At 50.7% G+C, this 13,418-nt stretch carries 10 protein-coding genes; all 10 read left to right on the forward strand.

All coding sequences use genetic code 11. The features are described 5' to 3' along the window. Positions 1–4: 4 nt before the first annotated feature. Genes ACN0YN_RS01395 through ACN0YN_RS01440 form a run of 10 tightly spaced genes read left to right on the forward strand, consistent with a single transcriptional unit; the run spans position 5 to position 13,369 of the window. Positions 5–3,076 (forward strand): efflux RND transporter permease subunit, encoded by a 3,072-nt coding sequence (locus ACN0YN_RS01395; protein ID WP_417383185.1) that lies wholly within the window; start codon positions 5–7, stop codon positions 3,074–3,076. Positions 3,077–3,081: 5 nt separating this feature from the next. Beyond that, positions 3,082–4,431 (forward strand): V-type ATP synthase subunit B, encoded by a 1,350-nt coding sequence (locus ACN0YN_RS01400; RefSeq protein WP_417383186.1) that lies wholly within the window; start codon positions 3,082–3,084, stop codon positions 4,429–4,431. Between the two features lie 10 nt (positions 4,432–4,441). After that, entirely contained in the window at positions 4,442–5,065 is a 624-nt protein-coding gene (locus ACN0YN_RS01405; RefSeq protein WP_417383187.1) for a V-type ATP synthase subunit D, read from the forward strand. Beyond that, a complete protein-coding gene (locus ACN0YN_RS01410) occupies positions 5,062–6,846 on the forward strand; it encodes a V-type ATP synthase subunit I (RefSeq protein ID WP_417383188.1) in 1,785 nt (594 codons plus the stop codon). Before ACN0YN_RS01405 ends, ACN0YN_RS01410 begins: the two co-directional genes overlap by 4 nt. Continuing rightward, on the forward strand, positions 6,837–7,280 hold the full coding sequence (locus ACN0YN_RS01415) for an ATP synthase subunit C (protein ID WP_417383189.1): 444 nt from the start codon (positions 6,837–6,839) through the stop codon (positions 7,278–7,280). Before ACN0YN_RS01410 ends, ACN0YN_RS01415 begins: the two co-directional genes overlap by 10 nt. Before the next feature lie 27 nt (positions 7,281–7,307). Continuing rightward, positions 7,308–7,961: a hypothetical protein gene (locus tag ACN0YN_RS01420; RefSeq protein WP_417383190.1), complete on the forward strand. Its 654-nt coding sequence runs from the start codon at positions 7,308–7,310 to the stop codon at positions 7,959–7,961. 14 nt (positions 7,962–7,975) lie between these two features. Next, positions 7,976–8,638 carry a DUF2764 family protein gene (locus tag ACN0YN_RS01425; protein WP_417383191.1) on the forward strand — a complete coding sequence of 221 codons (663 nt, stop codon included), beginning with the start codon at positions 7,976–7,978 and terminating at the stop codon, positions 8,636–8,638. After that, positions 8,622–10,430 (forward strand): V-type ATP synthase subunit A, encoded by a 1,809-nt coding sequence (locus ACN0YN_RS01430; protein WP_417383192.1) that lies wholly within the window; start codon positions 8,622–8,624, stop codon positions 10,428–10,430. The genes ACN0YN_RS01425 and ACN0YN_RS01430 overlap by 17 nt, the downstream gene beginning before the upstream one ends. A gap of 47 nt (positions 10,431–10,477) precedes the next feature. Continuing rightward, on the forward strand, positions 10,478–12,631 hold the full coding sequence (gene glgX / locus ACN0YN_RS01435; RefSeq protein ID WP_417383193.1) for a glycogen debranching protein GlgX: 2,154 nt from the start codon (positions 10,478–10,480) through the stop codon (positions 12,629–12,631). A 15-nt stretch (positions 12,632–12,646) separates the two neighbouring features. After that, a complete protein-coding gene (locus tag ACN0YN_RS01440) occupies positions 12,647–13,369 on the forward strand; it encodes an LOG family protein (protein WP_417383194.1) in 723 nt (240 codons plus the stop codon). The last annotated feature ends 49 nt before the right edge of the window (positions 13,370–13,418 follow it).

Here is a 13,418-nt window from a genome sequence, read left to right on the forward strand (position 1 = left end):
AATTATGAATCTTGCTAAACTTGCTATCGAACAACGTGCGACGACTTACTTCGGAATCATTCTGATTCTGGTAGGAGGCACGTTCTGCTATTTTCAACTTGGGCAGTTAGAAGACCCCGAGTTTTCGGTGAAGACTGCGGTGATCACAACCACCTATCCGGGAGCCAGTGCTGAGCAGGTCGAACTGGAGATCACAGATCGAATCGAGACCAAACTCCAGGAAATGGTTGAGCTTAAAAACGTATATTCCAATTCCCGCCCTGGTCTGTCGATCATCAAAGTCGATATCAAGAGCAACTACTGGTCTGACAGGTTACCACAGGTCTGGGATGTACTGCGCAAAAAGGTCGCAGATGTGGAACCGACACTGCCTCCCGGTGCTGGAAAACCCAAAGTAGGAGACGACTTTGGGTATGTCTTCGGTTTTTTGCTGGCTGTCAGCAGTGATGGCTATAACTATGCCGAACTGGAACGCTACGTCAAGGATATGCGAAAAGAGTTGAGTGTTGTCAAAGGAGTCGCACGAGTGGACCTGTGGGGCGTTCAGGACAAAAAGATTTATCTCGATGTTTCTTCCCCTCAGTTGTCAGAATTAAATATCACTCTCGATCAGATCACAAAAACACTCCAGTCACAAAACCTGGTGGTTGATGCAGGTCGTGTGGACTATTTCACAGAGAGGTTACGTATCGCCCCAACGGGGGAGTTTCTCTCTCCCGAAGATATTGGCGAACTGGCGGTGGCAGGAGTTGTACAGGACCGCGACGAAATCCTGCGGATTCGCGATATAGCCCAGGTGCGGTTTGGTTATATCGATCCCCCCAACAGCTTCATGCGTCATAATGGACGTCCTGCGATTGCGCTGGCACTGGCCCCCGGAGCCGGTGAAAACGTTGTTCATGTCGGTGAAGAGATTGACAGGCGAATCAATGAACTTGTTGCTGAGTTGCCGGTCGGGATCAATGTAGAACGGATTTCCTGGCAATCCGATCAGGTCAGTGAGTCAATTGTGGCCTTCATGGTCAGTCTGCTGGAAGCTGTGGCGATCGTATTGGCACTACTGGCCCTGACGATGGGAGTGCGTGCTGGAATTATTATCGGGATCAGCGGTCTCGTGTTTCCGATCCTCGGGACATTTATTGTGATGGCCATCGTGGGCATTGATCTGCACCGGATCTCATTGGGTGCGATGATCATTGCCATGGGCATGATGGTCGACAATGCGATTGTGGTCACCGATGGGATCATGATCCGCATTGCGCAGGGCATGGACCGGAAACAGGCTGCCATCGAAGCTGCCAGCCGACCGGCAGTACCGTTATTAGGGGCAACAATTGTCGCTTGCATGGCATTCTATCCCATTTTTGCATCGAGTTATGATACGGGCGAATACGCAGGGAGTCTGTTTACGGTTGTCGCGATCTCGCTGCTGTTGAGCTGGGTCTTTTGCCAGACGGTAGCTCCCTTGATGTGCATCGCGATGATACCTGCTCCCCAGGCGGGACAGGAAACAAGTGCTCCATTTCAAAGCCGTTTCTACAATCAGTTTCGCGGGTTGCTCAGACTCACAATCCGGTACCGCATCATGTTCATGGGAGGCATGGTCGGCTTGCTGGCAGTCGCTGTCCTTGGGTTTCGCTATGTGCCACAGTTATACTTTCCGGACTCAAGCCGTTTACAGATTATGATTGACTACTGGGCACCGGAAGGAACCCGCATTGAAGAAACCAGTGCCGGACTGCAACGCATTGAAGATTTCCTCGAGAAGCATGAAGCCACGGCATCAGTCAGCAGTTTTATCGGTAAAGGTCCGCCACGCTTCTATCTGCCAGTAAGTGCCGAAGACCCTTACACGTCGTATGCACAGATCATCGTCAATACAAATTCTCTGGACGGAGTCAATCAGCTTCTGGCAGACTCCGATGCCTGGGTACAGGAGAATGTTCCGGAAGCCATGGTGCGCGTGCGAAAATACGCCGTAGGGGCATTTGACGACTGGAAAATCGAAGCGCGAATCAGTGGTCCAGCGAATGCAGATCCGGAAACACTCCGTCGACTGGGGGAGGAAGCTGCTGATATTTTACGAGGCACTCCACTGGCGAAGGAAGTCCGCGTGAACTGGCGAGAGAAGGTAATAGCGCTCACACCAGAGTATAACCAGGAACGGGCTCGGTGGGCAGGAGTTTCACGCGAAGATCTGGCACGGGTGATGCGGCGGTCATCGGACGGTATTGTTGTTGGACAATACCGCCAGGGGGATGATCTGATCCCGATCGTGGCTCGTAATAACGCAGCGGAAAGAAGTCAGGCCGCGACCTCTCTGGATGCGTTGCAGATTACCCCCCGCTTGTCGACTCACCCTGTTCCAGTACTGCAGGTGATCGATGGGATTGAGACCCGGTGGGAAAACCCGATCATCTGGCGCTGGGATCGCCGACGCGCCATCACCGTGCAGTGTTCACCAAATAATGTGACTGCCCCTACATTACGCAATGCAGTAGTAGATCAATTTAATGACATTAAACTACCGCCAGGCTATCGACTTGACTGGGACGGCGAATACTGGAGTGCGAAGCAGTCTCAGGATGCACTCACTCCTGGTATCGTCCCGGCGATTGTTGTGATGTTGTTTATCCTGGTAGCGCTGTTCAACTCCTTCCGACCGATGGTTATCTGCATGCTGGTAATTCCATTTGTAATTATCGGGATCACAGGGGGACTGCTGCTGACCCAAACTCCGTTCGGTTTCATCGCCTTGCTGGGGGCGATGAGCCTGTCTGGTATGATGATTAAAAACGCGGTTGTGCTGTTGGATGAAGTCAATTCCAACATTGGTAGAGGACTGAATCCATACGATGCTAATATTGAAGCAGCCGTCTCCCGTTTGAGTCCGGTCGTCAATGCTGCTGGAACCACTGTGCTGGGCGTCTTACCGATGCTGCAGGATGTCTTCTGGGTAGCCTTAGCAGTGACTATCTTTTTTGGTCTGATCGTCGGTACGCTGCTGACTATGGTCATGGTGCCAACTTTGTATGCGTTGCTGTATCGTCTTCCCCGTACCCGACCCGAGGAGTAGTCGAAGTGTATCAAGATTTACACCAGTTGATCCGTTACACTCGCATTAACGAAATCGTTGGCGATGTGATTCGACTCCGCGCCAGGGACGTGGCACTTGGTGACATGGCTGTGGTCGAGAATACGAATGGCGAGCAGTCTCTGGCGCGTGTGATTGGTTTACAGCGTGATGTCGCCAGCCTGCAGGTTTTTGCCGGCGGAAAAGGGCTTTCCACTGACGCCACGGTTCAGTTCCTCGGTCGACCTCTTGATGTGGTGTATTCCCCTAATATTCTGGGTAGAATTTTTCGCGGATCAGGAGAGCCGATGGATGGAGGCCCCGACCTCTCAGGTGATCCGCACGTCAAAGTCGCCGGTCCGACCGTAAATCCCGTCAAACGTGTCATGCCTTCCAAAATGATCGAAACCCGGGTACCCATGATCGACTTGTTCAACTGCCTGGTTGAAAGTCAGAAAATCCCGATTTTCTCAATCGCGGGAGAACCACATAGTGAGCTGCTGGCACGAATCGGTTTTCAGGCAGATGCAGATGTTCTGGTTTTTGGCGGCCTCGGACTGATCTTTGATGATTACCACTTCTTTCGGACCGCTTTTGAGGAGCACGGCGTATTTGCGAGAACGGTTATGTTCGTCAATCAGGCTTCAGATCCTCTGGTTGAACGCCTGCTGGTGCCTGATATGGTACTCGCTGTCGCAGAAAAATTTGCCGTCGAAGAAAACAAGCGCGTGCTTGTCCTGTTGACGGATATGACGGCATATGCAGATGCCATGAAGGAAATCGGCGTTGCACAGGAGCGAATTCCCGCCGTGCGTGGTTATATGGGGGATCTTTATACTCAGCTGGCACAACGTTACGAGAAGGCATGTGATTTTAAAGGCGCCGGTTCCGTGACCATTCTGACCGTAACGACAATGCCGGGAGATGATGTCACACACCCGGTTCCTGACAATACCGGCTATATCACCGAAGGCCAGTTTTATCTCCATGGAGGAGTGATTGATCCCTTCGGATCGTTGTCACGGTTGAAGCAGCACGTGATTGGGAAATCGACCCGCGAAGATCATTCACAGATCATGAATACCATGATTCGTTTTTATTCCGAAGCAACCGAAGCGCAGCGCAAACAGGCGATGGCATTCGAACTCTCACCGTTTGATCATAAATTGCTGAAGTTTGGTAATTTGTTTCGAAAGCGGTTCATGGATATCCGGGTTTCCATGGGAGTCATTGAGGCTCTGGACCTGTGCTGGCAGACACTGGCGGAATGCTTCGAACCGCAGGAACTGCTGATGAAACAGAATCTCGTTGATAAATATTTTCCTCAACAACCCAGTCAGACTGGTAAAGACCTGTAGTATCTGAACGATGGCAAAACTGCGACTCAGCAAAAATTCACTTCAGCAACAGCAGCAGCAACTAAAGCTGTACGAGAAATTATTGCCCTCGCTGGATCTCAAACGCCGTCAGCTGACAGTCGAGGCGCAAAAGGCCCGCGCAGAATATGAGGCAGCCCTGGCTGCTGCAGAGTCCCTGGAAACACGTATCGGTCAGGAATTACCCATGCTGGCAGATGAGGATTTTGATTTGACCGGTCTGGTGCGGATGACAGGCTATCAAGTTGGAGAACAGAATGTCGTCGGAACAAGGCTACCTGTTCTGGAACACGTCAAATTTGAGATATCGGATTATTCGCGCCTGGGAACGCCCGCCTGGGTAGATATTCTGGTGGAACGATTGAAAGCCGCTGCTGAAGCACGTGTTCGAATACGGATTGCTGAAGAACGCGTGCAGATTTTGAAAGCCGCAGTCCGTCGAATTACCCAAAGGGTCAATCTGTTTGATAAGATCCTGATTCCGACCGCTAAAAAAAATATCCAGCGAATCCGTATCTATCTGGGGGATGCTGAACGGGCTGCCGTTGTGACCGCCAAGCTGGCAAAGCAAAAACAGGTCGGCAGCGTACAGTACTCAGAGGGAGGGGGCGAATGAGTCTGATTCCTCTGGAAAAGGTGACATTTATCGGAATGACAGCCGATCGGGAACGCTTGCTGGATGATCTCCATGAACGAGGCTGCCTTGAATTAATACCGCTGGAGGGGGATGCTTCCTCTCCTCAGATCGGGGAACAGGAAAGTGATGCTACAGAAGCACTGAGGTTTCTTCTGACCTGTCCCCAGCATCGGAGTCAGGTGAGCGATGAGAGCCGCTTCAACGCTCTGGACGTCGAACAAAGGGCTCTTGAACTGCAGAAAAATCTACGTGCGTTGGAGTCAGAACGGGATGACCTGCTGCTCAGATTGCAAATTGCGAAACCATGGGGGAAATTCCAGTTTCCTGAGCTAAGTGAACTGGGAGGGCGTCGGCTGTGGTTTTATGTTGTGTCTCACAAAGATATGCCGGCGGTTGAGGCAAGTCCTTACACGTGGGATATCATCAACCGGGATCAGCGATTCTGTTACGTCGTTGTTGTGTCGGAAACGAAACCCGAATCGATGCCAGTACAGCGAGAGCATATCGGTTCCCGTTCACCTGAAGAAATGGTTCAACGATTGGACGAAGTCGAACTGGCTATTGTTGATATCGAAGCTGAAAGAACCTACCTGACGCGCTGGTGCACGCTGTTTGCCAGAAATCTCGCCCGACTTGAGGATGCTGACGCTCGCGCACGCGCTGCAAAACGGACACTCGAATCAGGTTCTCTGTTTGCTCTGGAAGCCTGGGTCCCCCAGGAACATGTTGCAGAGCTGGCGGATTATGCATCCGGAGAGGGACTGGTATTTCAGAGTCGCCCTCCCACTGCCGAAGATAAGCCGCCGACACTGATGCGAAATCCTCCCCGGACAGTGTCGGGAGAAGATCTGGTTACCTTTTACATGACGCCTGGTTACTGGACATGGGACCCGTCCAGCACGGTTCTGATTTCCTTTGCCATCTTTTTCGGGATGATTCTGGCCGATGCTGGCTATGCGGCTCTCCTGGGGCTGGGATTACTGGCCTACTGGCGCCGATTGGGACGCTCGGAGTCTGGGCAGCGTTATCGCCCTCTGCTGTCATTGATTGTGATCATGTCTCTTGGGTACGGCGTCCTTGTGGGAAGCTATTTCGGGATTGCTCCTTCACCGCAGTCAATCCTCGGTCATTTACATCTGCTGGATATGAATAACTCAAACTTGATGATGGGGATTTCGGTTCTTGTTGGCGGAGTGCACGTTGTACTGGCAAATGTCATGAATGCCAGACGGTACCCGAACTGGATCGACAGAATGGCTTCAGTGGGTTGGGCTGCTGCGGTATGCGGTGGTCTGCTGGTCGCTGCTGGAGCCGTCGTACAAAACTTTGTAATCTTAAAGTATATTGGATTTTCAGCGATGGCAGCAGGTCTCCTGCTTGTATTCGGATATACCGCACCGCATGAAAAGCCCCTCAGACGGTTGGTACAGGGGTTTCTTGGTTTGACAAGAATTTCTTCTGCGTTCGGAGACATTCTGAGCTATCTGCGACTGTTCGCGCTGGGACTGGCTTCGGCTTCACTGGCACTGGCTTTCAATGACATGGCAGCAGGAATCCGTAGCAGCATGCCTCGATTCGGGCTGTTATTGTCCGTGTTGATTCTTGTGTTTGGACATGCCCTGAATCTGTTGCTGGGCGTGTCCAGCGGAGTCATTCACGGCCTGAGATTAAACGTCATCGAGTTTTTCAACTGGGGATTAAAAGACGAAGGGCGACAGTTTATCCCCTTCCGGCGAAAGGAAGATTCCTTATGGAAATGATACTCACTATGGGTTGGATTGGTCTATATGCGCCGCTGGCACTGGGGGCGATCGGTAGTATGATCGGTTGTCTGCGAGGCGGTATGGCCGCTTGTGGGGCCATGCTTGAAGTTGAAAGCGGTTATGGCCGGTTCGTCGGGGTGGCAGCCATGCCTTCTTCACAGACGATTTATGGAATCGTGGTGACTATGGCGCTCCCGGAAAAAATCAGTGCGGGAAACTCGCCGGGGATATTTGCCCTCGGTGTCCTGGCAGGTCTGGCATTGATGTTTAGCGCAATTTCACAAGGTACTGCCTGTGCTTCTGCGATCAATGCCTCCAAGAGTAAGGCGGAAGTTTTCGGGATTTCACTGGCACCAGCTGCTTTAATCGAAGGGTTTGCCGTGTTCGCTTTCGTATTTGCCCTGGTTTTGGCAGGTCGTTTACCTGAATAAGCTGAGTTTGAGATGAAGGGAAATAAAATGAATACTTCCACGACCACAACCTCTGGCGTGCAGCAACTGATTGATCAGATTCGAAATCAGGGGGTACAATCAGCCCAGGAAGAAGCAGATCAATTGTTACAGGCTGCCCGGAAGCAGGCAGCTGAAATTATTGATCGGGCAAAGTCAGAAGCGGCAGCCGAACAATCCAGGTCCCGCAACGAAATCGAAGCTTTTCGAGCGGCTTCGATGGATGCACTTCAGCTGGCTGTCCGTGACACTGTCCTGGAACTGAAATCGCGGATCGTGACCCGCTTTGAAGAGTTCGTCGAGCGACTGGTCGTTTCTGAAACTCAAGATAAAGAGCTGGTACGCGACATCGTTCTAGTCTTGTCAGGGCATGCCGTTGATGAATTCATCAAAGACAAGACGATCCAGGTAAAAGTATCACAGAGTCTGTTGGATGGAGAACCTGCCTTTGAGGATGAGGCCCGTCAGGCAATCCTGGGATTATCGAGTGAGATGCTGCGTGAGGGACTGGAGCTGGCGACAGACGATGAAATCAAGGGGGGCGTGCGCGTCTTGCTCGTCGATGATAAACTCGAAATTGACTTGTCTGATCGTGCCGTTTCACAGTTAATTGCTCAACGAATGATTCCACGTTTCAAGTCGATACTCGAAGGTAAAGAGTAACAGGAAATCAAAAGATGTATTACGACTTGATAGCCAGCCTGCCTCGAATACCGCATTTCACTCGAGCGGAACGATTGCCGATTACCGAACTCAGATTGCGGCAGAGACTGAAGCTGCTGAATTCTGAACATTCCCGACAATTACAGGCAGCTCTTACACTTGTCAGCTGGCGTCCTGAGCAGGTATTGGAGATTACAGATGAGACCATCGTCCAGGAATTTGAAAAGCTAATGTCACATGATCTGAATGGCGAGCTCAGAAACTACGTCGGTTTTCGGCTGGAACAGCAGACAATGCTTGCTGCGGTGCGTCATAAACGCAGGGGAGTAGACTTGGATGAACTTTCCGACTCCTGGGGGATCGCACCACGGGCACACATGATCCGTCGGAACTGGGATGTCCCTCATTTTGGTTTAGCGTTTCTACATCCCTGGTTCAGCCAGGCATGTAAGTACTATGACTCGGAAGATGCTCTGGGGTTGGAGCAGTTACTGATGGACGTCGCCTGGAGACGTCTGACTCAGTGTGCCGAACACCGTATGTTTGGTTTTGAAGCAGTCTTTGCCTACGTTTTCAAATGGAACATACTGGAAACGTGGCTCAAATCTGATGCGGACCGAGGGAAAACACGTTTCAAAGAATTAATCGATCAGGTGACGCATGTCGAAAACAACTGACTCCCACATTCATCATACAGCGACCGTAGTTGAAGTCCGAGAGAGTCTCGTTCTGATCGAGTTCGATGAACAGACTGCAGTTCGTAAAAACGAAGTCGGTTACATCTGTGTCGGCGACGAACGGCTTAAGGCAGAAGTTTTGCGTATTCGTGGACGGACCGCCGACATGCAGGTGTTTGAAGACACTACTGGGGTTCGTGTCGGTGATCAGGTGGAAATGACAGGTGAAATGCTCGCAGCAACTCTGGGCCCCGGTCTGCTGGCGAATGTATTCGATGGGCTACAGAATCCACTTGCTACAGTTGCAGATCAGTACGGTTTTTTTCTGCCTAGAGGAGTGGCGGTACCACCTTTAGACATGGATTGTGAGTGGAAATTCACTCCCCAGGTCTCGGCAGGAGACCGCGTCCCGCCCGGGGGCATACTGGGGACCGTTCCAGAGGGGCCAATTGTCCACAAGATCTTCGTGCCCTTCAATGAACCGTCGCCGGTCACCGTCACCTGGATTGGAGAAGGCAATTTTACACTGAGAGATCCTGTCGCACGGATTCAATCTCAAGGCACGGAACGTGAAGTGCTAATGAATCAGCAATGGCCTGTCCGCAGGTCAATTCCCGATCCCCTGATTCGCAAACGGTTTGCTGAACGACTCTACTCACAGGAACCATTAACCACGGGCACACGCATCATCGATACATTCTTTCCTGTGGCCCGTGGTGGAACAGGTTGTATCCCGGGCCCCTTCGGTGCTGGTAAGACTGTGTTGCAAAGTAGCATAGCCCGCTATGCGAGCGTTGATATCGTCGTCGTTGTCGCCTGCGGTGAACGGGCCGGAGAAGTTGTGGAAACGATCACACTCTACCCGGAAACTACAGATCCTCGTACCGGCGGCACTTTAATGGACCGGACCATTATTATCTGCAATACATCTTCGATGCCTGTCGCAGCGCGTGAAGCCTCAATCTATATGGGAATCACGATTGCCGAATATTATCGACAGATGGGTTTAAATGTTTTACTGATTGCCGACTCAACGTCACGCTGGGCACAAGCCATGCGTGAGACATCAGGACGTATGGAAGAGATTCCAGGGGAAGAAGCATTTCCGGCTTATCTCGATTCTTCGATAAAGAGTGTCTACGAACGGGCCGGTGTGATTCATTGCCCTGATGGTACGGATGGCAGCCTGACAATGATCGGAACAGTGTCGCCGGCTGGAGGAAACTTCGAGGAACCGGTCACACAGTCCACCCTGGGCACTGTTAAGACATTCCTCGGTCTATCCTACGATCGCGCGTATAAGCGGTTTTATCCAGCGATTGATCCACTCATTTCCTGGTCACGATACCTGGACCAGCTTGCTCCGTGGTTGTCTTCCAATCTCGAACCAAACTGGGTTCGAGATGTAAAACGACTTCATGAATTACTGAAGGAAGGTGATTCAATTAACCAGATGATGCAGGTGACGGGTGAAGAAGGTATCACCTTAGAGGACTTTATCATATGGCAGAAATCGGTTTTGCTGGACATGGCCTATCTGCAACAGGACGCATTTGACGAGACCGACTCCTGTATGCCGCGAGAACGACAACTGGAAAGCCTGCGGATGATCAGGAAATTTATTGATACCGAGTATGTCTTTGAAAATCGGGATCAGGCCCGCGATTATTTTACTCGAGTGACGGGGGTGTATAAAAACTGGAATTACAGCCCACCTGATTCACCAGAGTATGAGAAATTCAAGAATGAGATTTTTAACCTACTGGAACGGCAGGACGCAAGTGTGACATGACGCCGGGGATTTGAAGAGCTTGAGCTGAAAGTAACAGAGTGATCATCATGTCTAAACAGCCCCAATCTGAAATTAAGGGTGATGAACTGGTAGGAAAGGGGCATGTTGTGAAAAGTGAATCCCGCAAAATCAGTACTTCTTCCGACTTGCCAGATCGAACGACTGGTAGAAGTTCTCCGCTCGGAGCGACTGTCGTTGAAGATGGTGTCAATTTTAGTCTTTATTCACGTACTGCAGCTGAAGTTGAATTGCTTTTATTTGACGGTGTGAATGATGGTTCCCCAGCACGCGTGATCCGGCTTAACCCCGCAGAGAACCGGTCTTATTTCTACTGGCATGTCTTTGTTCCCGATGTGAAGCCGGGGCAACTCTACGGTTATCGCATCGACGGGCCGACAGATCTCTCCAGTGGTCTGGCCTTTGATTCAAATAAGCTTTTGCTCGATCCTTATGCCAGGGGAGTGGCTGTTCCACAAGATTATCAAAGAACACTGGCTTACGAACCTGGTGACAATACCGCAACGGCAATCAAGGGGGTCGTTGTTGATCCACATGATTACGACTGGGAAGGTGATCTGCCACTCAATACGCCCGCTTCACGTACGATCATTTATGAGCTCCATGTAAGAGGATTTACGCGTCATCCGAATTCCGGTCTGACTGCGGATAAGCGAGGGACCTATGCCGGTTTGATCGAAAAAATCCCCTATCTGCAGGAACTGGGGGTGACCGCGGTTGAACTGCTTCCCGTTTTTCATTTTGACCCACAAGACTGCCCCCCTTGTAAGGTGAATTACTGGGGGTATGCGCCCATTTCCTTTTTCGCACCACACCCTGGCTACAGTTCAAGGTTAGATCATCTGGGGCCGGTAGATGAATTCCGAGACATGGTGAAGGCACTACATCGTGCTGGTATAGAAGTAATTCTGGACGTCGTATTCAATCATACAGCCGAGGGTGATGAACAGGGACCGACACTCAGTTTCCGTGGCATTGATAACCGCACCTATTATATCCTGGAGGAGGGGGGAGCACGCTACGCCGACTTCTCAGGCTGTGGAAATACGCTGAATGCCAATCATCCGGTGGTCCGCCGCATGATTGTAGACAGTTTACGATATTGGGTCGAAGAGATGCACGTCGATGGGTTCCGCTTTGATCTGGCGTCGATTCTCTCCCGAGACGAAAGTGGAAAACCACATCCCAACCCTCCAGTCTTATGGGACATTGAATCTGAGCCGGCACTGGCAGGGACAAAGTTACTCGCAGAAGCATGGGACGCAGCCGGTCTCTACCAGGTAGGAAGTTTTGTGGGAGATGCCTGGAATGAATGGAATGGCAGATTTCGTGATGACATTCGTGATTTTTTCATCGGAGCTTCCGGTTCCGTTCGTAGTGCCGCTGACCGCATGGTCGGAAGCCCGGAAATCTATGGCCATAAGGAACGGGAAGTAGAACACACCATCAACTTTGTGACGTGCCATGACGGTTTCACTTTAAACGATCTCGTCTCTTATAACGAAAAACATAACGCGGCAAACGGCGAAGACAACCGTGACGGTTCGAACGACAATCGAAGCTGGAATTGTGGTGTAGAGGGACCCACGACTGATCCACAAATTGAGCAATTACGTAATCGACAGATTAAAAACTTTTTGGCGAGTACTTTGTTATCACTCGGAGTACCAATGATTTTAATGGGGGATGAGGTACGTCGAACTCAACAGGGAAACAATAATGCCTATTGTCAGGATAATGAGATCAGCTGGTTTGACTGGTCACTTTTGGAGCAGCATACCGACTTGTACCGATTTGTCAGATTGCTTTGTGCCAGACGTTCTCAACGCGAGTTGTCACACGAACAGTTTCCTGTGAGCCTGAATGCCCTGCTCAGTAATGCAAAGAAAGCCTGGCACGGTACCCAATTAGACAGGCCTGACTGGAGCGATCATTCACACAGTCTGGCTTTCCAGGCCACTCTTACGACTAACGAGATGCAGTTTTATCTGATCATGAATGCATACTGGGAGTCTCTGGAATTTGAGTTGCCGCAACTTGAGGAAAACAGGTGGCGACGCTGGATCGATACCTCTCTCGAATCACCTGAGGATATTGTAGAACTGGAAGATGCCCCTGAAATTATGACTGACAGGTATCTGGCTGCAAATCGCAGTGTAGTGCTGCTCTATGCCAGTATTTGAATTGTGGAGCAATTGATGAACTCGGACAGAAAAAATGAGAATGAATCAGGAACCGTCAGTCTGGCAGATGAGGATGCTGTCAAAAAAATTCTGGTAGATTCTGTGTTCAATCTCTGGGAGACCGTAAATAATCTGACGCGGCTCAAGCCATCGAAACAGGAACGTTACCGAGTAACCATTTTTGGTTCGGCGCGGGCACAACCAGGTTCGTTTGCTTACGATGAAGTCAAACGAGCGGCAACGGCTTTGACCGAACTGGGGTGTGACATCATCACAGGAGGTGGCCCAGGACTCATGCAAGCTGCTAATGAAGGGAGTTCGCTGGCAGCCCCCTCTGATGAAAGTCATTCCATGGGAATTCGAGTTCAACTGCCGTTTGAACAGGAAGTGAATGCCTTCGTGGAACAGGCATTCGAACATAAAACATTCTTTACCCGACTACATCACTTTGTTTTGACTTCAGATGCCTACATTGTAGCACCCGGAGGAATCGGAACTGTACTCGAACTGATGATGATCTGGCAACTGTTGCAGGTGAAGCACATCCAGGGGACGCCATTAATTCTGGTCGGTCAGATGTGGAGTGACCTTGTAGACTGGGCTAGAACCCATCTGGAAAGTACACAACCGCCTCTCGCGAATCCCGAAGATATAGATATTCCATACTGCGTGGGTACTGCAGACGAGGCGATAGAAATTATAAAAAAACATCATCTGGAATGGTCTCAGCAACACTGATCTCCCGAAGTAACCTGAATTCCGGCCCTGACTGGACAGAGAAAATGAG

The organism is Gimesia sp., assembly GCF_048260065.1.
In the GTDB taxonomy this organism is placed as follows: domain Bacteria; phylum Planctomycetota; class Planctomycetia; order Planctomycetales; family Planctomycetaceae; genus Gimesia.